We start from the raw sequence: 24,145 nt of genomic DNA, 5'->3' as shown, positions 1-24,145 counted from the left end.
GGTAACAAGCAGGGGACATCCAGCCATCCTGGCAGCCCCAGCACCCGTCGACTCGCCGCCAAACCGAGCATGAATGATCTTCTCAAACACGCTCTGAGGACCAGCGCGGCGAACGAGTCCGAACGATTCTGGAGATCGTTTGGGGACCTTGTGAACAGAAGGCGAGTGAGGGCGCGCCCTGGCTGTACAGCCACGAGTACAGCCAAGGGGGCGAACGCCAGCGGACCACGGCGGACGTTCACGGACACCACATCCCCAGGCCAGCGCCCCGCACCTTGATCAAAGCCACTTCTTTTAATCCGTAGGTTCCGGGTTCGAGCCCCGGGCGCCCTACCTCGACGACCTGGGCGGACTCCCCGATCATCATGATCTGGAAGCCCGCCCGGTTGCATTTCGAGTTGCGGATATCCCCAAAGTGCCCGGCCCATGCGGGCTGCGGCTTCGGTCGAGAGCGTCGCCGTGATGTGGGTGTAGCGCTTCGTCGTGGTCAGTTGTGAGTGGCCGAGAATTCCTGAACGGTGCTGATGTCCGCGCCTTGCTCTTTCCATTCGTCCTAGTCCTGGCTGGCGTCGATGGGGCGTCCTCGTTCGAGGTCCACGTACTTCCAGCGGTGGCCCAGGGCTGCGCATTGCCGAAGACCCAGAGCGAACGCCACGGACCAGCGGGTGTCGTTCCTCTGGCTGCCGGCCGCGTCCAGGACGTCGCGGGCCTCGTCGGCGTCAAGCGGCGGCGCGCCGCGCGATCGTGACGATCGAACGGCTGGCATCGGAGACGGCCTCATGCTCCCAGCCGCCGTACTGCGCCTCGATCTCGAAGCCCGCCTCGTGCAGAAACGCGCCAAGCTTCGATACATCCAGGAATCGCAGGCTCGCCCGATCGACGCGCAGGACGGTACCGTCCCGCGCACTGGTGGTTTCGGTGAGCGTCACCACATCGTCGACCACCGACTCGACGTGGTGTGACACGCGAAGCGTACGACCGTTTCCATCCACGACCTCGCTGGCGCTCGACGGCTTCCACTCCTCCCACTCGCGCACCTGGGGGTTACGCGTGTCGAACGCGAACCGGCCCTCTCCTGAAAGGCGAGAACGGCCGAGTTCGTGCTCGTCACGTGCCCTTCGGCAATCGATCGCCGGACAGCGGGGCGGAATGCCGAACCTGCCCGCCTGGCGGGTCAAGCCACACGCGCGAGAAGCCAAAGAGAAGACCAAGCCGAAGACCCGACAGGCACCTCGGTTCGGTCTTCACCTTCTCCTGGCCTCATGGATTGATCAAGCCGCTCAATCACGCCTCGACTCACAGATCCGAAGGAGCCGCAGGCCGCCTTATTGGGGCCCTTGGGCCGGATTGTGTGGCAATCAGCTGCGGCTCATTCGACCGGTGTCCTCGGATGCATCACCGAACTCATGTATCGCATGTCGCTGGAGACGTACCGGGATTCGAGGGCAATCCCATCGCCGCGGCGCTGGCCCTTGCGGAACAGGCCATTGGCGCCCATTCTCGTTTGTGGCAGAGGCGGGATATGTCGCTATCTCGAAATGGGGGGCCATGGTGATTTGGGCCTGTGCCGACGGGCTGCTTCTGCGGGTGTTGGGTCGTCCGTAGAAGCAGCCCGGGGTGGTCGGTGGCGGGGAGGGCGTTGAGGCGCTGGCGCTCCTTGTGGACTTCGAGCGTCTCGGCGGAGGCCTTTTCGTGGCTCCGGCCCTTCTTGATCAGACGCTGGTCGTCGGCCTTCCTGTCACTTGGTTCCCCAGCCGGGCGAGTGGCATGCCGGGCCGTTCGGGCCGGTGTTGCACGACTGTCCTTCGGTGGCCTGGGCCGGCAGGGACGCTGCCCCCATGAAGACCGTGGCCAGCAGCGCGGCGGTGAGTGCGGGACGAAGACGGGTCACATGGACTCCTGCGGTGAGGTCGCGGCGTACGCGAGGTGCGGGTCCTGCATCTGCGGCGGCCACCGGACGCTCCGATGATCTCCGGTGCCGTACTGCCGATTGTGGGACGGGGCGAGCGATCCGCACTCCTCCCGGAGAGTGATCCTCCGCGGCCACCGGGAGGACCCGTCTCCGGCCGGAGGGAGGAGGGCGGCCGCCGCGCTGCAGGCCCAGGCCCGGCGCCGGGCCATTGTCCGGGCGTCGGGCCCATTGTCCGGACGCCAGGCCATTGTCCGGACGCCGGCAAAGGAGGCGGGCCCGGGGGTGAATGCCTGCCTTTGTACGGCACGGCGGACGTTACTCAGACACCCCGTGACACTTTTGTTAACAGAAGGTAAACGATCCGGACACCCCTAATCGTGTAAAAAGGGGTGTCGTATGATGCCTTGCGGTATTAGGCGGGCGAAAGGTGCTTCTGTGGCGGACGCGTTCGAGGCGGAGGTCAGTGCGCTCGCGGGCGAGATCAACCAGCAGGTGGCCCGCGTACGCGAAGCGTTCGGCGAGCTCTCCGCCCTGGAGCACACGGCACGGTCGGCGGACGGGATGGTGACCGTGACCGTCGGCCGCCACGGTCAGTTGCGCGGCGTCGAGCTGAACCCTCGGGCCTATCGCACCCTGTCCCCCACCCAACTGGCCGACGCCATCATGCAGCAGGCCAACGCGGCCACCGCCGCGGTCTCCGAGCAGAGCAGGCAGCTGCTGGACCCCCTCATGCCGGACGGCCTGCCCTACGAGGACGTCTTCGGGGAGCGGGCCACGCTCGACGCGTTCTTCCCCGGCCCCGTGGAGCCGGCCCCGTGAGCGACTCCAGCGGCTACAGCGGCTACTACGTGCAGCGGGAGGCGCTGTACCGGGAGGCCAGGACGTACGAGCTGTTCGCGGGGAACGTCGAGCAGGTGCGCGCCGACCTCCGCGCGGCCTTCAACCGGGACCGGAACACGCTCGGCGACGACGAGTACGGCGCGGAGCTGGCCAAGAAGCTGCCCGAGATGGAACGCGGCATCTTCGACGCCCTGACGGCGTTCATCGACGAGCTTGAGAACGTCGCCTTGGGGCTCAACGCCAGCGCCCGTAACTACAAGACGGCGGAGCCCCCTCCCGCCGTCACGCGGAACTGATCGTCCATGGGGTTCGACGGGTTCCTGGTGCCCGACTTCGCCAAGCCGTACGTCGGCTGGGTGGTCGGCATGGACTGGCCGGAGGGTGACGAGACCGGCTGCTTCCGGCTGGCCGACGCGTGCGTGATCGCCGCGCACCGGATCGTCGAGGGCACCCGCGCCGACCTGCCGGGCAGCGCGCGCAGGATCGGCAAGGACTGGGACGGGGAGGCTCACCTCGCCTTCGCCGCCCACGTCGACAAGGTGGCGGGCGGTCAGGTCGCCCTCGCGGTCAAGCGGCTCGTGGACGCCGCGGTGGCGCTCAACGGCGTGGGCGTGCAGATCCAGTACGCCAAGTACATGATCGAGGTCACCGTCTGGCTGCTGATCATGCAGCTGGGGTATCTGCTGGCCGCGGCCCTGGCCACCGGCGGGGCGAGTCTGGCGCTCATTCCACCGCGGTTGCAGCTCGCCCGGCTGACGGTCGGGCAGATCGCCCGGCAGTGCCGGCGCAACATCCTGCTGTTCGCCGGGATCGTGGCCGGCATGGACCTGGGCATCCAGGGCACCCAGATGTTGCAGGGCCGCAGGGACGACATCGATGTCCGGCAACTCGTGATCTCGGCGGTGAGCGGCGGCGTCATGGGCGGGCTCATGGGGGTGGCCTCGGGCGGGCTGAGCCGTCTGGCCACGCCCACGCTGCGGGCCGGGCTGACCAGGGCCGAGATGTCCGCGGCCGAGAAGCTGCTGGCGGCGGCGCACTCGTCGTTGTACGGCCAGGCCGCGCAGTTCGCCGTGACCGGCGGCATCACGACGGCCGGCTCCATGCTGGCCCAGGGCAACTTCAGCTGGGACCTGCTGGCCAAGGGCATCACGTCCAGCGCGCTCGGCGCGGACGGCCAGCACCTGGCCTCGCCGCTGCCGCACGGCGCCGACGGCCCGTCCGCGTCCCACTCGTCCTCTTCGTCCGGGCATCCGCTGTCCGGCCCGGACGGCGGGAACGGGCACGGGCCCAAGACCGGCGCCGACACGCTTCTGGCGGCGGTGAACCACAACCAGCGGACCATCGAGTCCCCCGCCTGGCACAGCCCCGACCTGCCGTCGGAGGTGCTCCAGGGGCTGACGTCCCATCTGGCGTCCGCCGACCCGGGGCTGCCGAAGCCGGAGATCCATCCGCCTCGCGTCGTCGAGATGGGAGCCCTGGGCGAGACGGCCGTGCACGACGTCAGGGTGCCGGTGGACCCGAGGGCGGCGGCGCACGCCATGACCGCCGGGATCACGGGGATCGTCCCGCGGGAACGAGCCGTGATCCGCCTCTGGCTGGCGGAGGCGCTCGCCAGCAGCGACCGCGAGGTCTGGACCAACCACCTCCAAAGGGGCGTGGCGCTCGGCGTCGGCGACAAGGTGATCTACCTCAAGCTCCGGCCGAACGAGTTCACGCACGTGGAACAGCCGAGTCTGCCTCCGGAGAAGCCGGTCGCCTTCGGCGGGGACGGCGTGGAGGGCAAGTCCTCGCGGGGCTCCTCGCTGGATCGGACCGCGGGGCTGATGAAGGGGCTCTACCACTCGCCGGACGAGGCCGAGGCGAACGCCCTGCCCCGTTCGGGCGTCACCAGCACGGCCCGGACGACCCACACGAACGGCGTGGAGGTCATCAGCGGGCACAAGGCCATCTCCCCCGCCCATGACTACTTCGCCGCGGACATCGTCCTCGACGTCTACCGCGACGGCGAGCGGGTCACGCAGACCGCGGCGGTGCCGGACCTCTCGCTGACCATCCCCTTCCCCAAGCAGTTCACCCGGGAAGGGCCGCTGCTGAGCACCGACCACCCGTCGCCGCTCCCCCGCCACGAGGTGCCGGAGGGGGCGGGGCACAAGTTCCGTGACCACGGGATCGCGATCACCGGGCTGGACGTCACGCCTCTCGTGCTGGAGGTGCAGCGCCGGGGGCTGGCGGCGGGGCTGCCCGCGGGCGAGGTGGTCAAGATCACTGACCATCTCACCTCCACCCTGCTCAGCGAGCAGGGGATGAAGAACCGCAGCCAGTCGATGTTGTCGAGCGGGGTCTCCTCCGAGGCGATCCGGTACAAGACGTCGCTGCTGCGGTCGGAGGAGGACTCCGTCCGGATCAGCGGCGAGATCACGCGGGTCGAGCCGATCGACGGAAGCGGGCGCGCGCCGGTCGAGACGATGTTCCGGGACGACCTGGGGCGGCGCGAGAGCGAGGGCACCTCGCACCGGCAGGGCGCGAGCGTCGGCGTCCACGCGGGCGGCAAGATCGGGTTGCCGCTGGGCGAGCACGCTGAGGTCGTCGCGCGGGCCGTCGGCGGGGTGGGCTACGGGACGGACCACGTCACCTCCACCAACCGGGCGCACGGCAACCACACCGTCCTGACCAGGCTCGGCGACGTCACCATGTACGACGCCCGGATGCGGCTGCAGGTCGAGACCGAAACGCTCGGCGCCTTCGAGGTGGAGGTGAACGCCGAGCTGATCGTCCCGACGCGCGACGCGTCCCGGATGGAGCAGGACGTCTTCGGGCACGATCTCCGCCCGCTGGGCGAGTTCAACGACATCCAGCGCAAGCTCGCCGACCTCCACCGGGAGATCGACGACGTGGGGACGGAGTTCGCGCTGACCGAACCGGTCGGCGAGTACCCGGCCAGGGGCGAGCACCCCAACCGCGGCTACGACCCGCACGTCCTGGAGCCGGAGACGCTCGCCGCCGGTCGGGGCACCGGGCTCGGCAGCGGCGTCCGGGTCCACGGGGAGACGCTGCTCAGCGCGGAGCTCCGCCAGGCCGTCGACCGGGCGCTGCCCGACCTCCCGCCGGAGATCAGACGGCAGGTCGTGCGGGACCTGGAGAGCCGCTTCGGCGCCGTGGCGCTGGAAGCCGACCTGACGCACGCCCTCCACGGCATCAGGTACGACAGGACGATCGGCGGCTACACCATCGAGATCCTGGCCGAGGGCACGCTGGGCCGGCGGCACGAGGTCGGCGCGTCCGACCTGACGGTCAACGAACGCCGGATCACCTCGCGCACCGACACCAGCCAGCGGGAGAGCTCCCGCACGGGCCGTGCGGAGGTGCGTGGGGTCGCGCGCCTCGACGTGACGGAACGGCTCAAGATCGACCCGGTCAACCTGTCGCTCACCGGGAGCGGCACGAAGTCGGAGAGCACCGGCTTCTCCTCGGGTCACACCCGGTACGACCGCACGGAGACCAGCGGCGGCTTCACGATCACGCGGGATCTGTCCTTCGACGTCAGGATGAGGATCTCGCGGGACGGCACGGAGACGCTGAACACCTCGTGGGAGGTGCACGGCAGCAGGGCGGAGATCCTGGTGCCGGACGTCCACCTGCCGCAGCGGCCGGTGCTCGCGCAGGACGTCGCGCATCTGGGACGGGTCGAGTCGACCACCGAGCGGCCCGCCGACCTGTGGCGGCCCGGCGCCGACGAGTTGTCGGCCATCGTCCGGATGGGGGCCATGCCCGACCTTCCCTCGACGCTGGCCGGGGCCTACAACCGGTGGGCGGGACTGCCGGCGGCCTCGGAGCGGCTGGACGTGCCGCCGGTGTTCGAGACCGCCACCGACGTGATCAACCTGGAGACCATGATCACATCTCACCCCGACGGCCTGCACTACACCGTGTCGGACCGGGCGGGAACGCGGCACGACCTGCACGTCAAGGCCCATGTGGCCGAGGTGCGGCACGTCAAGTCGGAGACCGGGGTGGAGCACGAGAGCTACTCCAGCAGCAACTCCAGGGCGCTGGACGGCGAACGCGGCAGGCGTGCGGTCGGCGGCCACGCCAGGACCGGCCTGCGCGTCACCCTGAGCGACGGCGAGGCCGCGGGGGCCGCGCCCGGAGCCGGGGAAGCCGGCGGGACCGAGCGCAAGGTCGTGGCGCGAGCGGGGGTCCACGGCGCCGCCAAGCGCAGCGCCGTGGAGAGCTCCTACCTGGGCAGCAGCGACGTCTCGCGGGTCACCTACTCCGACGGCAGCACCTCCCACTGGTACCGCGCGGACCTGGTCCTGGAGGTCACCCCCAGCAGGACCAGCGGAGGAACGGTCGAGCAGGGCCCGACCACGTACGTCCGGGTGGCGGACATCGTGGACCTCGTGCTGCCCGACGAGGTGGCCCGCCGGCACGGGCTCGACGGCCCGCAGGCCGTGGAGCCCGTGCGGCCGGCCGGGGACACGACGCGGGCCTACGCGGCGCCCGAGGCGGCGTTGAACACCGCCTACGTCCAGCACCTCGACGCGGAGGGCGTGCTGCCGCAGATCGTGGAGCTGCTGCGCCGCGACGGCCTGCTCCTCCCCGGGCAGGAGCTCACGAACCACCCGGTGGCCGAGCACCTGCGCGGCAACTACGGCCAGGACGCGCTCGGCACCAAACTGGGCGAGCTGCGCGGGAACGGCGTGTCCTCCTGGTTGTTCGTCACGGACGAGAACGGCCGGGTCACCGAACGCGTGGGCATCCGGGTCACGGCCGAGGTCGGCGACGGCGTACATGTCGGTGAGCGTCCTGACACCGGCCTCATGCTGCGCAACGAGCGCCTGAGCGGCGACCTGAGCGTGCGCGAGGCGGGGACGGACCGTGGCGCCGAGGCGATCGCCCGTTACATGGAGTCCTCGGGCGGCGAGCTCAGAGGAGGCGAGGCGGGGTTCGCGAACTCCCGCGACTCCCACACCGTGGACGGGGAGGGGACGATCGCGAAGGCGATCAACCGCTACCAGACGCGCGAGGCCCCGCAGGAGTTCAGGCATCCGGTCCGGTACGAGATCACGCTCGAACACGTCCCGGTCCGCCCGCTCCTGGAGCCCGTGCAGAACGTGGCCCGCAACGTGCTGCTCAAGGTGGGCGAGATGACCGGGCACGACGGCGCCGGAAGGCTGCTGGACCGGCACGCCGGGGTCACCGAGACGTCTCGGGCGGTCGTGGACGGCGAGGTCGGCGTCCTGGTGCCGGGCCACCTCACCACGGAGGTGCCGCAGGGCACGCCGGTCGCGGGGCGGACGCCGGTCGCCGCGGCGGATCCGCGCTGGGCGGACGCGACGGGGCCGAACCGCATGTCCGCCACCCTGGGCGACGGCGTGCCCAGGGGGGACGTCAGCCAGGTCGCGTTCCCGGCCGCGTCGCTGGTCGAGGAATGGGCGCCGCTGAGCGCGGTGCCGCCGAGGCTGCGGGGCGAGGTCCCGTCCCTGGCCGACCGGCCCGACGGGTTCGAGCTCTCCCGCCCGGCCGGCATGTCACTCGCCGAGGCCACCAAGGAACGGACCATGCGCGCCCACCTGGATCAGTTGCTCGCGCACGAGTACGAGATCCCGGGGATCGGCAGGGTGGGCATCGACGTCACCGGAGCCCGCGAGATCACCACCGCGCTGGTCAAGCAGCGTGTCTACGCCCAGACCATGAGCACGGTGGGGCACGGTCAGGAGCAGGGCCGGGGCGTGGCGGCCCGAGCGGGCGGCTCCGCCGGGGCGCAGGACGGGGGCCTCGGCTTCGGTGGCGTCGGCGGCAGCGTGAAGACGGCGGACGAGGCCGCGTCGCGGAACGCCAACATCGTCGAACGCAACTTCCTGGAGGAGACGCACGACAACACCTACCTTGAGCTGGATGTCTCCCTGGTGTTCTACGGCAAGGACAAGCCCCTGGCGGTGGACGTCCCCGGCGGCCTTCATCTCCGGCTCACCGCCGACGGACTCGCCGCCTTCGAGGCCGCGCACCCCGGCGTGATCGTCCGCTGACCGAGTCGTCACAGGGGTGGGTGGGCCACGGATTCCAGGGTTTGGATGATTTCTTCGGCGAACAGCAGGGCGGCGGGGCCGGGGCCGTGTTTCTCGCGGCGGACGAGCGACAGGATGTTGTTGCTGAAGGCGCGGTCGCGCACCGGGCGGAAGGCGAGGGTTCCGTTGTGGTGCTCCTCGGCCATGTCGAACCTGCTGAGAAAGGCGATGGCCTCCCCCGCGGCGGCCAGGCGTTTCATCGTCTCGATCGAATTGGTGTGGAAGGCGGGCTCGACCTTCAGGCCGGCCTCGGCGAAGGTGTCGGCGATGATGCCGTGGATCACCATCGAGCGGTCGGCGAAGATGAGCGGGTAGGCCGCGCACTGGGCCAGGGGGATGGATTCCAGGCGGGCCAGCGGGTGGGCCGGGGCGATGACCGCGCCGAGCCGGGTGTCCATCTGCCAGCACAGCTGGAGCTGCGGCGAGGACGGGACGTTGAACCCGAGGCCCAGGTCGGCCTCGCTGTCGGCCACCGCGCGGAGGATCTCGTGGGTGGACAGGGCGCGGATGGAGATGCGCACCTCGGGGTGGCGGGCGTGGAAGTTCACGGTGGCGGTGGAGACGATGCTGCTGGCCAGGCCGGTCATCGTGGCGATCACCACCTCGCCGCTCGGCAGTGACTGCAGGTCGCGGATCTCGGTCACGGCCTCGCGGTACTCCTGGAGCGTCCGGCGCACGTGGGCGAGGAGGACCTCGCCCGCCGGGGTGGGCCGCATGCCGCGCGGCAGGCGTTCGAACAGGGGCTCGCCGAGCTCTTCCTCAAGGAGCAGGATCTGCCGGTTGATGGCCGACGGGGCGACGTGGAGCCTGGCGCCGGCGGCCCGGATGGAGCCGTACCGCGCCACCTCGTCGATGTAGTGCAGCACGCGTGAGTGGAGCATGGGGGCCTCCCTGGGCTGGACCGTGCGCAAAAAGAGTACAGTCCGTGCGAAAACGGCTGCTTGTCAGCAACGGTGCCGTGCCATTTCATAGCCACAGCGCGTACGAGCGACACGGCCACGGCGGCCCTGTGCTGAAACTCCGCGACCGGCTGCCGGCATCCCGGAGCCGCGTCCTCGGGTCTCGTTCCGCGAGCGGAATCCAACAGCCCAGCAATGAAGCGAGGAAATCATGCTCCAGCAGGAGAAGACGAGCCAGGCCGGTGGGGCGGACCGGGTCTCGGTCCACTACGACCACGTGCGGGCGGTCTTCGACATCCTGAGCGGGGAGAGGGAGGCAGATCTGCTGCTGCGCAACCTCAGCGTGCTGGATGTGCACAGCGAGAGCGTCTTCCAGGGTTCGATCCTCGTCTACAACGAGCGGATCATCGCGTTGAACCCGGACGAGTCGATCGTGCGGGTCCGCGAGGTGTTCGACGGCCAGGGCCTTTACGCGATCCCGGGGCTGATCGACGCGCACCTGCACTTCGACGCCCAGCTGGCCCACCCGGCGGCGTTCGGGGAGGCGATCGTCCCGAGCGGCACGACCACCATCTTCGCCGAGACCCTGGACTTCGCCAGCGCGGCCGGCGACGAGGCCGTCGAGGCCGCCGCGGCGTTGTTCAAGGACTACGAGAAGCTGCCCTACCGGATCTACGCCTTCGCGCCGGGCAAGAAGACGTCGGTCGAGGTCACCGACGCCATGCTGAAGATGGACCCGGTGATCGGGCTGGGCGAGCTCGCCCACCTGTCCTACATGACGGGCAACGAGGACGACTTCCGCAAGTCCGCCCTGGGCCGCGCCAACGGCGGCTTCGTGAACAGCCACTGGGGCGTGACGGCGCTGCCCGACATGCTGCTGAACTACATGCCGGCGATCGGCGCGCACAACAACCACGATGTCTGGAACGAGGACGACATCGAGAAGAGCATCCGGTACGGCTTCCAGACCCAGATCAAGTTCGGCGTCGGCAGCCCCGAGGTGATCAGGACCATGCTGCGCGCCATCGTCAAGCGCCGCTGGCCGGCCGAGAACTTCCAGATGTGCGCCGACAACATCTCGGTCGACCGGGTGCTGACCAAGGGGCACATCGACTGGGTGATCTCCCTGGCCGTCGAGATGGGCCTGAACCCGATCCAGGCGATCAAGATGGGCACGCTGTACTCCGCGCGCTCCTTCGGCATGGACCACGACTTCGGCTCCCTCGCTCCGGGCCGCTTCGCCGACATCGTGCTGACCGACAGCCTGTCGAAGATCAACCCGTTGTACGTGTTCAAGGGCGGCGAGCTGGTCGCCAAGGACCGCAAGCTCCTCAAGCCGGTCGATCTGGACTATTCGGTCATGGTGCAGGAGCCCCGGCCCGGCCTCGCCGGCCTGGCTCCCGAACAGCTCGACCTCACGCCCATCGAGATCTCCGACGACGGGAGCCGGGCGAAGGTCCTGCTCTTCGACGTCTACGGACGCGGCCACCTGAAGTTCTCCCAGGAGGTCTGGGTGCCGTTCGCGGACGGCGCCGTCGTACCCGAGGTGGACGGTGTCAGGCTGAACCGCATCTCCGTCGTCCAGCGGTACGCGGACGGCACCCGGCACGTCGTCAACGGGCTGTTCAAGGGGGTCTCGATCGACCGGGGCGCCGTGTCGACGTTCTGGCCCGCGCCCTTCGCCTACTTCGTGGTGGTCGGCAGCGACAGCGCCGAGATGTGCGACAACCTCAGGCAGCTCGACGCCTTCGTCGGCGGCTGCCTCGTCACCGAGGACGGGCAGGCGCGGGCCGCGCTGCCGCTCGACATCTACGGCGTGATGGCGGACATGAGCCTGGCCGAGCTGGTGGAGGCGACCCGGTCGATCGACGCCGCCCTGGAGAAGCTGGGCAACCACAACGAGGGCGAGCCGGTCGTCAACAAGCTCCTGACCCTGTTCATCTCACTCGACCGCTTCGGGTTCATGGTCTGAGCCGTGCTCTGAGAAGCGGGCACCACGTCGTCCGGCAGGCTCCGGCCGGAACAGCTAACAGCCAAGGAGGCAACTGTGCTACAGCATGAAAAAGAGGCCGGAGTCGTCGACACCGGAAGTCTGGTGCGGCGTTGGATCACCTACGGCGCCGGCATCTACCTGCTGACCCTGGGGGTCAGCCTGGCCATCAGGGCGGGGATCGGCATCTCGCCGCAGAGCAGCCTCACCCGGACGATGACCCTGGTCTTCCCCTCGATCAGCCAGGGGACCTTCAACTTCGCCCTTGAGCTGCTGATGTTGCTGCTGACCTATCTCGTCCTGCCGAAGGACTTCAAGCTCAGGAACTTCCTGTCGTTGATCCCGGCCCTGGTGCTGGCCACGTTCCTCGATCTGAACCTGATGCTGACGAGCTGGATCGCGCTGGACGCCTACGCCGCAAAGTTCGTCCTCCTGGTGGTCGCGGACGCGACGCTGGCGTTCGGCCTGTTCCTGATGATCCGGGCCAACCTGGTGCTCATGCCGGTCGACATGTTCGTCAACACGGTCTTCAAGCGCACCGGCTTCAAATGGGGCAACCTCAAGACCGGCTTCGACTGCACGCTGCTGGTGGTCTCCGCGGCGATCGGGCTGATCTTCCTGGGCGGCCCGCAGTTCATCCGCGAGGGAACCATCATCAACGGCATCCTCGTCGGGCAGTACATCAAGCTCTATTTCTTCCTGTTCAAGAAGTTCTCGCGGTCCTGAGCCCGGAGGCCCTCCAGGATCGGACGCCGCCGCGCGGCCGGGACGCCGGCGGCGTCCATCGCGCGGCGCAGCAGGCCGGGGTCGAAGCCGTGGGCGCGCAGGTGGCCGACGAGCGGGCCGTACCGGTCGGCGCGGTCGCGCAGGAGCTCGGTGGCCAGCCGGATCTCCAGCCGGACCGCCGGCACCTGGTGCGGACCGCACGCGACCAGGACGTGATGCCGCCACGGCCCTTCGCCGACGCATTCCAGGGCGTCCGAACCGGCCTGCCGCTCGACGGTGCTGAGCTCGACCTCCACCCCGTTCACCGCGAATCTGGCGAAGTACTGGTCGCTCCCCGGGATCCAGGCGGGGGCGTGGAGGCAGGGGAACGGCGCCAGGGCCGCGGCGAACGCGTGCAGCTCCGGCCGGCCGGGCATCAGGAGGTCGATGTCCCCGGCCGGCAGCGGGACGCCTTGGAGCAGCGCCGCGCCCGTGCCGCACAGGCGGTAGGGGACGGCGGCGCCCGCCGCGTCCAGGGTCATGGCCAACGCCGTGGTGACGTCCGCCCGGCTCAGTGATCTCTTTCCGTGGCCCATGCCGGGCAACGTAGCAAGACCGCGCCCCGCGTCGTCAGAGACGGCGCGGGGCGTCTGTTCTGTCGGCTCTCATAACGTTTTCTCGGCTACTGACCAAGAAGGGGTGTAATCGACGAAGGGAGCACGGCCGGTGCGTCGCAAACAGCCGGATATCGCCACAGATCCGGACGCTTTCGAAGCCTTCTACCGGCGCCACGTCGATGCGGTCACCTCGTTCCTCGCCCGCCGGGTCGATGATCCCCACACGGCCGCCGACCTGGTGGCGGAGGTGTTCATGGCGGTGCTCGACTCCGCCCACACCTACCGGCCCGGACGCGGCAGTGAGATCGCCTGGCTGTACGGCGTCGCGCGCAACACGCTTTCGGCCGAGCGGCGGCGGGCGTACAAGGAGTCGCGGCTGGTCGATCGCGTCGGCGGGCGACGGCATCTCGACTCCGACGACGTGGCCGAGCTCGTGGCGCGGATAGACGCCGAGAACCCGGCCAGGCGGGCCTTCCAGGCCATGGCCGGACTGCCCGACGGTGACCGCGCGATGCTCGAACTGGTCGTCATCGACCAGCTCACGATCAGCGAGGCCGCCACCGCCCTGGGCATCCGGCAGGGAGCCGCCCGAGCCAGGTTGCACCGCGCCCGCCACGCGCTCATGGACGTGCCGGAGATGGCTCCCTTCGTCATGGAAGGAATCCGATGAACTTCAAGGAGCACGTACTGATGGAACTGAAAGCCGAGATCGAGGCCCGCAACGGGGAACGGCGCCGGCGCACCAGGCGGCGCCTGCTCACCGGCGCGGCGGTGGCCGCCGTCGCGGCCGCCGCGGCGGTCGTGACGCCGTTCCTCAACGGCTCGGACGCCCCCGCCTACGCGCTCACCAAGAACACCGACGGCACGATCACGCTGCAGATCAACGAGTTCCGCGACCCCGGCCAGGTGGAGAAGGACCTGGCGGCGCTCGGCGTGCCCTCCGACGTCTCCTACCTCAAGCCCGGCACCCGCTGCGCCCCCGACCGCGCCCCGGCCGACGCCGGCCCGTCCTTCACCAAGGAAGAGCTCCAGAGCAAGGACCCCGCGGTCCGGAAGAGGATCAAGGAGGCGATCGAGAACAGCCCCAACGCGAAGACGTTCCGGATGGGCGGCGGCCAGGTACGGATCGACCCCAAGCGCATCAAGACGGGGCAGACCGCCGTCCTGGAGTTCACCGAGAACGGCGACCAGACCTCCGGCCCCGAGAAGCCCAGGGTGCTGTGGCAGTTCAGCGGCTTCCTGGTCGACGGGCCGGCCAAGCCCTGCAAGGTGATCGACGACCCGTCCTGGGACCAGATGCCCGACCCGAAGGAGCACCCGGAGGCGTACCCGCCGTCCGGCATGTGATCCCCCCGCAGGCGGCCCGCGCCCGGATCGGGGGCCGGGCCGCCTCAGCGGCCGGGAAGGCTGATCGTCACGGACAGGCCGCCGCCCTCGCGCGGGGTCGCGGTCACCTCGCCGCCGTGGGCCTGGACGACCGCGCGGACGATCGACAGTCCGAGCCCCGAGCCGTTCGCCGAGTCCACCCGGTCGGCGTTGAGCCGACGTCCACCAGGTTCCCCACGGCGTGTTCCAGGAGGACGGGGTCGCCCGCCATGGTCGTGCCGCCGAGGCGGGAGACGACGGTCACACCGCGCTGGTCGGCGACGGGCGTCAGCTGCTCCACCGCCGTCAGCGCCACGTCGTCGATGTCCACCGGCTTGCGGCGCGCGAGCTCCCGTTCGCTCCTGGCCAGGAGAGCTGGTGGGAGGCGTTGGCGACGAAGCGGCGCTGGGAGTTGAAGGCGCTGTTGAGCCGGGTCAGCATCGAGTCGAAGGTGTCGGCCAGTTCCTTCAGCTCGTCGTCCGGGCCCTGGAGGTCGAGGCGCTGGTGGGCCAGCGTGCTCTCGGACAGCTTGCGGGCCGTCGCGGTCATCTTGGCGACGGGCCGCAACGCCCGGTCGGCGACCAGGTAGCCGAAGACGCGCAGCAGGTAGCCGACGGTGAGCAGGAGCGTGCCGCCGACGAACAGCATGGATCCGTACGTGAGCGTCAGCCGGGCGCGGATGCCCAGCTTTCCGAACAGCGCCGCGGCCCTGCCGGGCGGAGCGTGGCCACCAGGGGTCCGGCCGGCATGGGACGGTAATCGCACGCTGTCTCCTTCCGCTGGAGACCTCATTCTGGGCGCCGCCCCGGTAAGCGCACGGTAAGGGCGTCGCGCGCCTTCGGCGGCGGTCAGGTCTCCCAGTCGAGGGTGCGGCTCACCGCGCGTTTCCAGCCCTCGTACCCCTTCTCGCGCTGCTCGTCGGTCCACTCCGGGTTCCAGCGCCGGTCCTCGGCCCAGTTGGCGCGCAGTTCGTCGGTGTCCTTCCAGTAGCCGACGGCCAGCCCGGCGGCGTACGCGGCGCCCAGCGCGGTCGTCTCGGCCACCACGGGACGGCTGACCGGCACGCCCAGGATGTCGGACTGGAGTTGCATGCACAGGTTGTTCGCGGTGACGCCGCCGTCGACCTTGAGCACGTCCAGCACCACGCCGGAGTCCTGCTGCATGGCCTCCACGACGTCCCTGCTCTGGTAGCAGATGGCCTCCAGCGTGGCGCGCGCCAGATGGGCGTCCCGGTTGTAGCGGGACAGGCCGACGATCGCGCCGCGCGCGTCGGGCCGCCAGTACGGCGCGAACAACCCCGAGAACGCCGGGACGAAGTAGATCCCGCCGTTGTCGGTCACCTGCCGGGCCAGGTCCTCGCTCTGCGCGGAGGACCGGATGATGTGCAACTGGTCGCGCAGCCACTGCACGGCCGACCCGGTCACGGCGATCGAGCCCTCCAGCGCGAACACGGCCGGCTGGCCGGCGAACTTGTAGGCGACGGTGGTGAGCAGGCCGCGCTCGGAGCGTACGAGGTCGGTGCCGGTGTTGAGGAGCATGAAGTTGCCGGTGCCGTAGGTGTTCTTGGCCTCGCCCGGCGAGAAGCACACCTGGCCGACGGTGGCCGCCTGCTGGTCGCCGAGGATGCCGGTGATCGGCACCTCGCCGCCGAACGCGCCGTACCTGCTGGTCGTGCCGTAGGAGGCGGGCTCGGAGGACGGGCGGATCTCCGGCAGCATCTCGCGCGGGATGCCGAAGAAGGACAGCAGCTCGTCGTCCCACTCCAGCGTCTCCAGGTCCATCAGCATGGTGCGGCTGGCGTTGGTCACGTCGGTGACGTGCACGCCGCCGCGGGCGCCGCCGGTGAGGTTCCACAGGGTCCAGGTGTCGGTGTTGCCGAAGACCGCCTCGCCCCGCCCGGCCGCCTGGCGCACGCCCTCGACGTTCTCCAGGATCCACTGGAGCTTGCCGCCGGAGAAGTAGGCGTCCGGCCGCAGGCCCGTCTTCCTGCGGATGACCTCGCCGCGGCCGTCCCGTTCGAGCTGAGCGGCGATCCTGGCGCTGCGGGTGTCCTGCCACACGATGGCGTTGCAGTACGGGCGGCCGGTGCGCGGGTTCCACACGACCGTGGTCTCGCGCTGGTTGGTGATGCCCACGGCGGCCAGGTCGGTGTCGTGCAGCCCGGTGCGCTGGAGCGCGGTCTCGATCACCGCGGAGGTCCTGGTCGAGATCTCGATCGGGTTGTGCTCCACCCAGCCCGCCCTGGGGAGGATCTGCTCGTGTTCGAGCTGGAACTTGCACACCTCCAGGCCGCTGTGATTGAAGATCATGAACCTGGTGCTGGTGGTGCCCTGGTCGACGGCCCCCACGAAATCGGGCATGGTCGTTCTCCTCCGTTCGGGTCAGACGCGGCCCGCGTCCTCGATGTCGGGCTCGGGCTCGGGGAGGAACCGGGCGATCATGAGCTGGTAGAGCCCGGCGCCGGCCAGGCCGCCGAGCAGGGGGCCGACGATGGGCACCCAGAAGTACAGGTCGCCGTACTGGTCGCGCCAGGCGCCGGAGTAGCCGGTGAGGTAGCTGGCCAGGCGCGGGCCGAAGTCGCGCGCCGGGTTGATCGCGTAGCCCGCGTCGGCGCCCCACGCCATGCCGATGCCGACGATGAGCAGGCCGATGACCACCGGGCCGAGATTGGCGCCGGGCGCGAGGTTGTGCGAGTCGGACAGGGCGTACAGGACGAACATCAGGATGGCGGTGCCGATGATCTGGTCGCGGAACCCGCCCCAGGCGCTGACCGGGAGCGAGCCGTTGCCGGGCAGGGTGGAGAAGACGGTCTGGGTCTTCAGCGTGTGCCCGGGGTCCACCTTGTTCAGCACCTCGGTGTAGTTCCAGCGCACCAGCAGCGCCCCGACGAACGCCCCCACGGTCTGCGCCAGCGAGTACGGCAGCACCTTGGCCCACGGGAACCCGCGGAAGGTCGCGAACGCGAGCGTGACGGCCGGGTTGAGATGGGCGCCGGTGATGCGGCCCGCGACGTAGACGCCGAGCGCGACGCCGATCCCCCACGCCCAGGCGATGCTGTCGTGATCGCCGAGGCCGGCCGCGACCACTTGGGCGACGACGCCCACCCCGAACAGGATGAGCACCATCGTGCCGGCGAACTCGGCGATGAGCTCGCCGGCCAGTTCCAGGCGTTTGACACGTTCGACCACCGCTGCCCCCGCTTTCGTGGTGTCGACGTTGTGTGCCATTCCCTGATCCGGGAAACGTATACGGATCGTGAGCGTTTGAGCACAAAGTGTGGTTCGGGGGATCCATGAACATGACCGGGGCGATGGACGCCAGGAACCGTCAGGCAGCCATCGACCGGCTGGCGGAGCAGTCCTTCGACGTGCTGGTGATCGGCGGCGGCGTGACCGGCGCGGGCGCCGCGCTGGACGCCGCCTCCCGCGGGCTGCGGGTCGCGCTGGTGGAGAGCCGCGACCTGGCCGCCGGCACGTCGAGCAGGTCGAGCAAGCTCATCCACGGCGGCCTGCGCTACCTGGAGCAGTTCGACTTCAAGCTGGTCCGCGAGGCGCTGAAGGAGCGCGACCTGCTGGTCTCGCGGCTGGCCCCGCACCTGGTCAAGCCGGTCACGTTCCTGTATCCGCTACAGCACGGGCTCATCGAGCGGCCGTACGTGGGGGCCGGGCTGACCCTGTACGACACGCTGGAGGGCATGCGCCGGCCGATGCCCCGGCACCGGTACCTGTCGGTCAAGGAGTCGCGGCGGATGGCGCCCGGCCTGCGCGCGGACGCGGTGTCGGGCAGCATGATCTACTTCGACGCCCAGGTGGACGACGCGCGCTTCACCCTCACCCTGGCCAGGACGGCCGCCGCGCACGGCGCCGTGGTCGCCACCCGGACGCGGGTCGTCGAGATGCTGCGCGACCAGGGCAGCGAGCGCGTCGTCGGCGCCCGCGTGCACGACGAGGAGACCGGCCGCGACCTCGACGTCAGGGCCGACGCCGTGGTGGTGTGCGCGGGCGTGTGGACCGACCCGATCAACGGGCTGCCCGGCTCGGCGCCGGCCGGTTTCAAGGTCAGGATGTCGAAGGGCGTGCACGTCATGGTGCCGGGCGAGGCCATCGACTCGGCCACCGGCATGATCATCCCGACCGAGAAGAGCGTGCTGTTCATCATCCCGTGGACGCGGCGGCGGTGGATCGTCGGCACCACCGACACCGAGTACGACGGCGACCGCGAGGAGCCGGCCGCCACCGGCGAGGACATCGACTACATCCTCGACCACGCCAACGCCGTGCTGGCCCGGCCGCTGACCCGTGACGACGTGGTGGGCGTCTACGTGGGCCTGCGCCCGCTGGTGGCGGCCGACGAGAGCTCGGCGACCACGAAGCTGTCCCGCGAGCACGTCGTGGACGTGCCGGCGCCGGGCCTGGCCACGATCGCCGGGGGCAAGTTCACCACGTACCGGGTCATGGCCAAGGACGTGGTCGACGCGGCGCTGGAGGGCTTCGACGTGCCGGAGTCAGTGACCGACCGGCTGCCGCTGATCGGCGCGGACGGGCTGCCGGCGGTGCGCGCGTCCGTGCGGCGGCTGGCCGAGGACCACGACGTGGACGCCGACGTGGTGGAGCATCTCGTCCAGCGCTACGGCACGCTCGCGATGGAGGTGCTCGCCCTGGTCGACGACGACCGCTCGCTCGGCGAGCCGCTGGTGGAGGGGTGCCCGTGGATCAGGGCCGAGGTCGTGTACGCCGTCACGCACGAGGGCGCGCTGCACGCCGAGGACGTCCTGTCGCGCCGGACCCGGATGCTCATCGAGGCGATCCCCGCCGCGCTCGACGCGGCCCCGGTGGTGGCGCGGCTGATGGCGGGGCTGCTCGGCTGGGACGAGGCCCGGGTGGAGGCCGAGGCGGCGCGCTGCCGCACCCTGGTCGAGGCCGAGCGCAAGGCCCTGGCCGAGGCCACGGCCCCGCGCCGCGAGCCCGCCGCCGCGTCCTAGCGGCGGCGGGTCACCGGCCGATCGAGGGTCAGTGGCCGGTCGAGGGTCAGTGGCTGGTGAGCGTCAGCGACGGTTCGGGGCCGACCGTCAGGCGGGCCCGGCCGCCGACCGGGAAGGTGGCCAGCGGGTTGGTGTGGCCGACGTCGACGTTGGCCAGGACGGGGACGTCCCGCAACCCCGGCTGCGTCTCGACGATCTGCTCAAGCAGGTCCCGGGTCATCCGGCTGGCCTGCTGGAACCGCCCGATCACCAGGCCGCGGACGGTCTCGGCGCCCGGGAGCTGGAGCAGCGAGGTGAGGTTGCGGGCGAAGATCGCCGGGTGGGACTCCAGGTCGTCCTCCACGATCAGCAGCGCGTCGTCGAGTGAGGGCATGTACGGCGTGCCCTGCAGCAGGTTCAGGGTGCAGAGGTTGCCGCCGACGACGCGCCCCTCGGCGGCGCCGGGCCGCAGCGGCCACCAGCCCTCGTTGGGCATCGGCTCGCGCCCGTCCTGGTCGAGGAACCATAGGTCGTCGGTCCAGTACTTCGACGCCCCCAGCTCGACCGGCGCGTCGCCGAACAGGACGGCGGTGAACCACTCCAGGGTCTGCTCGAAGTGGTCGCGCATCCCGAACGTCGACCAGTGGGGCCCCGAGTACGTGACCAGCCCGGCGCGGGCGAGGACGGCGTTCTGCAGGGCGGTGATGTCGGAGTAGCCGCACAGGATCTTGGGGTTGGCCCGGATCAGCTCCCAGTCGAGGTGCGGCAGGAGCTCGTTGCAGTTGTAGCCGCCGATGACCGTCAGGATCGCCGCCACCGACGGGTCGGCGAAGGCGTCGTGCAGGTCGGCGACGCGGGAGGCGACGCTGCTGGAGTGGAAGGCGTCCCGCTCGTCGACGTGACGGCCGTAGGTGAGCGTCAGGCCGAGCTCGGCGAAGCGGGCGTCGATGATCGCGGTGTGGTCGTGCTCCATGACCATCGCGCGCGAGCAGGCCGGCGCGACGACGCGGACGACGTCGCCCGCTTTGAGTTTGGGGGGATGGATGACGTCCATCTAGCGAAGCATAGGCGAGCCGCTCTCCGCCTCGCCGGTGACCAGCGCTCCAGCCGAGCCATCCACGGCAAAAATGCGGACGTTGCTCAATAATTCAGGCAACAGTGTGTGGTTTTGTTATGGACGGCCGATAAACGTGCGGCCACAATGCCGTCGGCACGGCGATTGATGGAGTTGCAAACCAATGTCAATCGAGCCGTCGAGCTGGCGAATGTAGCCGGAATGTAGCCATGCGAGCGCCGGTAGCACAGGAGCCTGAGCCGTACAAGAGGTTGCTCGCCGTTCAATGGCGTGAATAACTGTCGCTCAATACCCGGCACAGAGCCGGGGAGGCAACTCACAAGCTGCACGGACGGGTGCCGCGACCAACGATCCCCGCCCGTGGAGCACCATTCGATGCAGAGGGAGCCTACCTACAATGTCGTTGAAACGCACGCTTTCGACAGCCGCGCTGATCGCACCGCTCGCGACGCTGGGCACGGCGCTGGCCTTCGCCGACGACCCCCGGCCCGTTCCCGGCAACCCGGACGTGGTCGTCGGCTACGACAACGACACGGAGATCTTCCGTGCCAGGGCCGCCACTTCGTCGCCGGCGATGGCCTGCCGTCCCGGTGACGTCAGCTATCGGGTCTCCACGTACAGCAACAGTCACAAGGCGGTCGGCCCGACGCAGTCGAACCACAACGGCACCTCCCGCACCGCGACGTCGACCTTCACCGCCACCGTTTCCGGTACGGTCTCGGTCGCCTGGAACGTGTCCGGCAGCCTGAAGGTCGACCGGCTCATCGCGGGCGCCGAAGTGGCCACAGGGGTGAATCTGTCCGCCAGTCTCACGGCTTCATTAGGCAACAGCATCTCGATCCCCACTCCCGCCCGCAAAACCACCACCGCCACGTACGGCGTCTGGCGCAAGAAGACCAACGGCGTCTATCACGTGTGCCCCCAAAAGCCGAAAAACGTGACCGCCTGGACTCCATGGCGCGTCGGCTGGTACGTCAAACAAAGGTGAATTCGACATGACGATCCGACAGGTAGCGTCCTTTCTCGGCTTTTGCTGCTTCCTTTCTCTGGCGGCGGCCTGCACGGCCGCGCCTCCGACCGGTCCGGCGGCTGAGCGGCGGGACGCCACCCCGTCGGCCTCCCCCGCCGAGAGCCCGGCGAGCACGCCGCCAGCCCGGCCCGCGGCCCTGCGGCTGCCGGGCGTGGAGGCCGGCACCACCACCGTGCTCAAGGCGGGGCCGAGGAAGGGCAGCATGGTCGTGGGCGACGTGCCGCCCGGCAAGGACGAGCTGTGGGTGCTGTTCCGGTGCCGGGGCGAGGGCAAGGCGGAGATCATCCTGGAGCCGGGCGTCAACATGCCCTTCACCTGCCTCGACGATCTGATCAGCCCCGTCATGAACCGTCTCGACCTGGGCCGCAGGAAGACCCTGACGGTACGGGTCCAGGCCCCGGACTCGGTCGAGTGGGCCCTGCGCGTCACTCGCTGAGCACGTGCGGCGGCGCGCCGGGCGAGGCTCCGGGGCCGGGTCCGTCCCGGCGCCTAGGGTGTTTGCCATGGTCAAGTGGCTTGTACTCCTGCTGGCTTGCTCGCTGACCGGATGCGCCGGTCCCGTCGGGACGGCCGGGCGCACGTCGCCGTCCGCGCCCGCGCCGCCCGAATCCGCCGCGTCCGAATCCGCGCCGGACGGGTCCGCGCCGGACGGGTCGTCTTCCGGCGACGCCGCGGGCGAGGGCGGGCGGGAGGTCGGCGGGTGCGCGGACGCCCGGTGCGAGGTCACCCTCCGGGCGGGCGACGTCCTGAAGTTCGGGCAGCGTCACGGGGTCTCCCGGTTCGCCGTCGCGAGCGTCCAGGGCGACAAGGTCACGTGGGAGGCGGACTTCACCGGGGGCGGGGACATGAGCTCCCAGGGCGAGCAGGGCGGCGCGTCCACCTGCAAGTTCGACGAGGGCGGGGGCTGCTCGGGCTACATCCGGGGCGTCACCACGCTCACCCTGAACGACGTCGTCCTGCGCTTCCTCTCCTTCGACCGCGGCCGCGCCGTCGTACGGGTGACACCGAAGCGATGACCGCCGGCCGGGAGGTCGTGCCGTCATGAGCGCGCGGCCCAGCAGCCGGACCAGCGTGATCGTCACGATGGCGGTCGTGGGGGCGCAGGCCGTCGTCCTCGGGGTCCTGGCGGCGGTCACCGGCTCGGCCATCCTGTACGCCGAGGCCATGTTCAGCGTGGCCGACTTCGGGGTGGAGGTGTTCCTGCTCATCGGGCTGGCGCGGGTGGCGCGCCCGGCCGACGAGCGGCACCCGCTCGGCTACGGGCAGGAGATCTTCTTCTGGTCGCTGTTCGCCGCCGTGGGGCTGTTCGTGGGCGGGGGCGTCGCCTCGATCGTGGAGGGTCTGGGCGAGCCGTCGGCCTCGGGCGGTTCGTACGCGCTGGGCTACCTGGTGATCGTGCTGATCACGGTCAGCGACGGGTGGGCCCTGGTCGTCTCGGTACGGGCGCTCGGCGCGCGGGCCACGGTCACCGGCCGGTCGTGGTGGGCGGAGCTGCTGGCCGGCAGCGACCCGGCGGCCAAGACCGTGACCCTGGCCAACGCGGCGGCCGTGGTCAGCGGCCCGATCGCGGTGGCCGGCCTCGCGCTGCACCAGGCGACCGGGAACGAGGTCTTCGACTCGCTGGGCAGCGTGCTGATCGGGGTCCTGCTGGTCGCCGTCTCGGGCCTGCTGCTGCGGCTCAACCAGAACCTCATCGCCGCGCCCAGCGTGGACGCCGCCGACCTGGCCCGCATCCGCCGCGCGATCGTCGAGGTGCCGGACGTCACGGGGGTGCGCGGGGTGATCGCGGTGATCGTCGGGCCCCACCAGGTCATGGTGGCCGCCCGGGTGACCCTCGCCTCGGCCACCGACCTTCCCCGGGCCGAGCGCGCCATGGCCGCGGTCGAGGAACGGCTGCGGCGGCGTCCGGAGATCCGCGAGGTCTACGTCACGCCGGTCGCCCCCGAATGAGCCCGCACCCGATCGAGCCGCGGCGACGGCACACGGGGACGCGGGCCGGGGAGTGGTGACGGGGCCGGTCGCGGGTCGCCCTGGAGCGGTGGCCGGGCAGGGTGGGGGCGCGGGTCCTGGAGGAGGGTTCTGATCTCCTGGCTGATCGTGTTCATGGCGGCGCTCAGGTCGTGCAGGAGCCGGTCGGCCGCGGCCGGGTCGGTGCGGTGGCCGGTGGCGGCGGCGTCGACCGTCCCGGCCAGGTCGCGCAGGGCCCGGCCGAGCCCTTCGCGCAGGTCGTGGTGGAGGCGGCGACGTTCCTCCTCGCGGATGGCGAGCACGCGTTCCCGGGCCCGGCGCAGGTCCGCGGTGACGGCCAGGCTGTGGGCGGCGCCGGCGACGTACGGGGTGATCGCGGCGACCGTCCGCGGGTCGGCGGACGGGGTGATCAGCAGGCGGCCCACCGCCCGTCCGTGCCACACCAGCGGCACGTCGGAGGCCACCGGCCCGGGCTCGCCCGCCGCGATCCGCACGCCGGCCAGCTCCACGGCGACCCCGGCGGCCGGCAGCCCGTCCCGTACCAGCTCGACCACGGCGGCCAGCGCGGCCTGCGGCCCGGTGGAGGCGACGGCCCGCCGCAGCCGCCGGACCAGCAACGCCCCCACCCACCCCCGCACACCGGGCACCCGGACCAGCAACGCACGCGCCCGGCCACGCACACCGGACGCGCGCACGAGCAGCACACGCGCCCGGCC

Annotated in this window: 22 protein-coding genes; 12 read left to right on the top strand and 10 right to left on the bottom strand. The window is 70.5% G+C overall.

From position 1 onward, the window contains the following. Positions 1 to 719 precede the first annotated feature (719 nt). Positions 720 to 1,178 (bottom strand): hypothetical protein, encoded by a 459-nt coding sequence (locus ACIBQ6_RS48195; RefSeq protein WP_397219278.1) that lies wholly within the window; start codon positions 1,176 to 1,178, stop codon positions 720 to 722. Positions 1,179 to 1,738: 560 nt separating this feature from the next. Continuing rightward, positions 1,739 to 1,891, bottom strand: coding sequence for a hypothetical protein (locus tag ACIBQ6_RS48190; RefSeq protein WP_397219277.1), 153 nt, complete (start codon positions 1,889 to 1,891; stop codon positions 1,739 to 1,741). Between the two features lie 456 nt (positions 1,892 to 2,347). On the opposite strand from ACIBQ6_RS48190, the gene ACIBQ6_RS48185 reads away from it, so the two are divergent. Genes ACIBQ6_RS48185 through ACIBQ6_RS48175 form a run of 3 tightly spaced genes read left to right on the top strand, consistent with a single transcriptional unit; the run spans position 2,348 to position 8,781 of the window. Further along, a complete protein-coding gene (locus tag ACIBQ6_RS48185) occupies positions 2,348 to 2,731 on the top strand; it encodes a YbaB/EbfC family nucleoid-associated protein (RefSeq protein WP_358296495.1) in 384 nt (127 codons plus the stop codon). Beyond that, positions 2,728 to 3,048, top strand: a complete 321-nt coding sequence (locus ACIBQ6_RS48180; RefSeq protein ID WP_358296493.1) for a hypothetical protein — start codon at positions 2,728 to 2,730, stop codon at positions 3,046 to 3,048. The genes ACIBQ6_RS48185 and ACIBQ6_RS48180 overlap by 4 nt, the downstream gene beginning before the upstream one ends. 6 nt (positions 3,049 to 3,054) lie before the next feature. Further along, positions 3,055 to 8,781: a hypothetical protein gene (locus tag ACIBQ6_RS48175; RefSeq protein WP_397219276.1), complete on the top strand. Its 5,727-nt coding sequence runs from the start codon at positions 3,055 to 3,057 to the stop codon at positions 8,779 to 8,781. An 8-nt stretch (positions 8,782 to 8,789) separates the two neighbouring features. On the opposite strand, the gene ACIBQ6_RS48170 is transcribed toward ACIBQ6_RS48175, so the two are convergent. Then, positions 8,790 to 9,701 (bottom strand): LysR substrate-binding domain-containing protein, encoded by a 912-nt coding sequence (locus ACIBQ6_RS48170; protein ID WP_358296488.1) that lies wholly within the window; start codon positions 9,699 to 9,701, stop codon positions 8,790 to 8,792. Between the two features lie 229 nt (positions 9,702 to 9,930). On the opposite strand from ACIBQ6_RS48170, the gene ACIBQ6_RS48165 reads away from it, so the two are divergent. Then, positions 9,931 to 11,691, top strand: coding sequence for an adenine deaminase C-terminal domain-containing protein (locus ACIBQ6_RS48165; protein ID WP_358296486.1), 1,761 nt, complete (start codon positions 9,931 to 9,933; stop codon positions 11,689 to 11,691). A 75-nt stretch (positions 11,692 to 11,766) separates the two neighbouring features. After that, entirely contained in the window at positions 11,767 to 12,435 is a 669-nt protein-coding gene (locus ACIBQ6_RS48160; RefSeq protein ID WP_358296484.1) for a DUF6198 family protein, read from the top strand. Here ACIBQ6_RS48160 and ACIBQ6_RS48155 read toward each other — a convergent pair. Continuing rightward, the gene (locus tag ACIBQ6_RS48155) at positions 12,399 to 13,010 is read right to left on the bottom strand and encodes a hypothetical protein (RefSeq protein ID WP_397219275.1); all 612 of its coding nucleotides are present in this window, start codon (positions 13,008 to 13,010) and stop codon (positions 12,399 to 12,401) included. The genes ACIBQ6_RS48160 and ACIBQ6_RS48155 overlap by 37 nt on opposite strands. A 130-nt stretch (positions 13,011 to 13,140) precedes the next feature. Between ACIBQ6_RS48155 and ACIBQ6_RS48150 the strand changes: the two genes are divergently transcribed. Together ACIBQ6_RS48150 and ACIBQ6_RS48145 are read left to right on the top strand one after the other, a co-directional pair. Next, on the top strand, positions 13,141 to 13,701 hold the full coding sequence (locus ACIBQ6_RS48150) for an RNA polymerase sigma factor (protein WP_358296479.1): 561 nt from the start codon (positions 13,141 to 13,143) through the stop codon (positions 13,699 to 13,701). A gap of 20 nt (positions 13,702 to 13,721) precedes the next feature. After that, positions 13,722 to 14,378, top strand: a complete 657-nt coding sequence (locus ACIBQ6_RS48145; RefSeq protein WP_358296477.1) for a hypothetical protein — start codon at positions 13,722 to 13,724, stop codon at positions 14,376 to 14,378. A 44-nt stretch (positions 14,379 to 14,422) separates the two neighbouring features. On the opposite strand, the gene ACIBQ6_RS48140 is transcribed toward ACIBQ6_RS48145, so the two are convergent. The 4 genes from ACIBQ6_RS48140 to ACIBQ6_RS48125 all read right to left on the bottom strand — a co-directional run bounded on the left by ACIBQ6_RS48140 (position 14,423) and on the right by ACIBQ6_RS48125 (position 17,623). Then, the gene (locus ACIBQ6_RS48140) at positions 14,423 to 14,557 is read right to left on the bottom strand and encodes an ATP-binding protein (protein ID WP_358296475.1); all 135 of its coding nucleotides are present in this window, start codon (positions 14,555 to 14,557) and stop codon (positions 14,423 to 14,425) included. 145 nt (positions 14,558 to 14,702) lie between these two features. Next, complete coding sequence (locus ACIBQ6_RS48135; RefSeq protein WP_397219273.1) at positions 14,703 to 15,161, bottom strand: HAMP domain-containing protein; 459 nt, start codon at positions 15,159 to 15,161, stop codon at positions 14,703 to 14,705. 83 nt (positions 15,162 to 15,244) lie between these two features. Then, positions 15,245 to 16,756 (bottom strand): glycerol kinase GlpK, encoded by a 1,512-nt coding sequence (gene glpK / locus ACIBQ6_RS48130; protein ID WP_397219272.1) that lies wholly within the window; start codon positions 16,754 to 16,756, stop codon positions 15,245 to 15,247. A 21-nt stretch (positions 16,757 to 16,777) separates the two neighbouring features. After that, positions 16,778 to 17,623, bottom strand: coding sequence for an MIP/aquaporin family protein (locus tag ACIBQ6_RS48125; protein ID WP_358296465.1), 846 nt, complete (start codon positions 17,621 to 17,623; stop codon positions 16,778 to 16,780). A 71-nt stretch (positions 17,624 to 17,694) separates the two neighbouring features. On the opposite strand from ACIBQ6_RS48125, the gene glpD reads away from it, so the two are divergent. Further along, positions 17,695 to 19,377: a glycerol-3-phosphate dehydrogenase gene (gene glpD, locus ACIBQ6_RS48120; protein ID WP_358296462.1), complete on the top strand. Its 1,683-nt coding sequence runs from the start codon at positions 17,695 to 17,697 to the stop codon at positions 19,375 to 19,377. Between the two features lie 46 nt (positions 19,378 to 19,423). Here glpD and ACIBQ6_RS48115 read toward each other — a convergent pair whose 3' ends face one another. Then, complete coding sequence (locus tag ACIBQ6_RS48115) at positions 19,424 to 20,410, bottom strand: S66 peptidase family protein (protein ID WP_397219271.1); 987 nt, start codon at positions 20,408 to 20,410, stop codon at positions 19,424 to 19,426. A gap of 418 nt (positions 20,411 to 20,828) precedes the next feature. On the opposite strand from ACIBQ6_RS48115, the gene ACIBQ6_RS48110 reads away from it, so the two are divergent. The 4 genes from ACIBQ6_RS48110 to ACIBQ6_RS48095 all read left to right on the top strand — a co-directional run bounded on the left by ACIBQ6_RS48110 (position 20,829) and on the right by ACIBQ6_RS48095 (position 23,411). After that, positions 20,829 to 21,419 carry a hypothetical protein gene (locus ACIBQ6_RS48110; RefSeq protein ID WP_397219270.1) on the top strand — a complete coding sequence of 197 codons (591 nt, stop codon included), beginning with the start codon at positions 20,829 to 20,831 and terminating at the stop codon, positions 21,417 to 21,419. A gap of 7 nt (positions 21,420 to 21,426) precedes the next feature. Then, the gene (locus ACIBQ6_RS48105; RefSeq protein ID WP_358296454.1) at positions 21,427 to 21,897 is read left to right on the top strand and encodes a hypothetical protein; all 471 of its coding nucleotides are present in this window, start codon (positions 21,427 to 21,429) and stop codon (positions 21,895 to 21,897) included. Between the two features lie 67 nt (positions 21,898 to 21,964). Further along, positions 21,965 to 22,477 (top strand): hypothetical protein, encoded by a 513-nt coding sequence (locus tag ACIBQ6_RS48100; protein ID WP_397219269.1) that lies wholly within the window; start codon positions 21,965 to 21,967, stop codon positions 22,475 to 22,477. 25 nt (positions 22,478 to 22,502) lie between these two features. Then, the gene (locus tag ACIBQ6_RS48095) at positions 22,503 to 23,411 is read left to right on the top strand and encodes a cation diffusion facilitator family transporter (protein WP_397219268.1); all 909 of its coding nucleotides are present in this window, start codon (positions 22,503 to 22,505) and stop codon (positions 23,409 to 23,411) included. Here ACIBQ6_RS48095 and ACIBQ6_RS48090 read toward each other — a convergent pair. Continuing rightward, positions 23,384 to 24,133: a hypothetical protein gene (locus tag ACIBQ6_RS48090; RefSeq protein ID WP_397219267.1), complete on the bottom strand. Its 750-nt coding sequence runs from the start codon at positions 24,131 to 24,133 to the stop codon at positions 23,384 to 23,386. The genes ACIBQ6_RS48095 and ACIBQ6_RS48090 overlap by 28 nt on opposite strands. Between the last annotated feature and the right edge of the window lie 12 nt (positions 24,134 to 24,145).

Origin of the sequence: Nonomuraea sp. NPDC049655 (genome assembly GCF_044465465.1) — a bacterium.
Lineage (GTDB): Bacteria > Actinomycetota > Actinomycetes > Streptosporangiales > Streptosporangiaceae > Nonomuraea.
Note: the sequence above shows the minus strand (reverse complement) of the source record. Positions and strands in the feature narration are given on the sequence as shown.

Bases quoted from the DNA above. Each gene is read 5' to 3' on its own strand.
- ACIBQ6_RS48100 (WP_397219269.1), top strand. From the start codon at position 21,965: ATGGTCAAGTGGCTTGTACTCCTGCTGGCTTGCTCGCTGACCGGATGC.
- ACIBQ6_RS48145 (WP_358296477.1), top strand. From the start codon at position 13,722: ATGGAACTGAAAGCCGAGATCGAGGCCCGCAACGGGGAACGGCGCCGG.
- ACIBQ6_RS48115 (WP_397219271.1), bottom strand. From the start codon at position 20,410: ATGGACGTCATCCATCCCCCCAAACTCAAAGCGGGCGACGTCGTCCGC.
- ACIBQ6_RS48175 (WP_397219276.1), top strand. From the start codon at position 3,055: ATGGGGTTCGACGGGTTCCTGGTGCCCGACTTCGCCAAGCCGTACGTC.
- ACIBQ6_RS48095 (WP_397219268.1), top strand. From the start codon at position 22,503: ATGAGCGCGCGGCCCAGCAGCCGGACCAGCGTGATCGTCACGATGGCG.
- ACIBQ6_RS48155 (WP_397219275.1), bottom strand. From the start codon at position 13,010: ATGGGCCACGGAAAGAGATCACTGAGCCGGGCGGACGTCACCACGGCG.
- ACIBQ6_RS48110 (WP_397219270.1), top strand. From the start codon at position 20,829: ATGTCGTTGAAACGCACGCTTTCGACAGCCGCGCTGATCGCACCGCTC.
- ACIBQ6_RS48105 (WP_358296454.1), top strand. From the start codon at position 21,427: ATGACGATCCGACAGGTAGCGTCCTTTCTCGGCTTTTGCTGCTTCCTT.
- ACIBQ6_RS48125 (WP_358296465.1), bottom strand. From the start codon at position 17,623: ATGGCACACAACGTCGACACCACGAAAGCGGGGGCAGCGGTGGTCGAA.
- glpD (WP_358296462.1), top strand. From the start codon at position 17,695: ATGACCGGGGCGATGGACGCCAGGAACCGTCAGGCAGCCATCGACCGG.
- ACIBQ6_RS48170 (WP_358296488.1), bottom strand. From the start codon at position 9,701: ATGCTCCACTCACGCGTGCTGCACTACATCGACGAGGTGGCGCGGTAC.
- glpK (WP_397219272.1), bottom strand. From the start codon at position 16,756: ATGCCCGATTTCGTGGGGGCCGTCGACCAGGGCACCACCAGCACCAGG.
- ACIBQ6_RS48165 (WP_358296486.1), top strand. From the start codon at position 9,931: ATGCTCCAGCAGGAGAAGACGAGCCAGGCCGGTGGGGCGGACCGGGTC.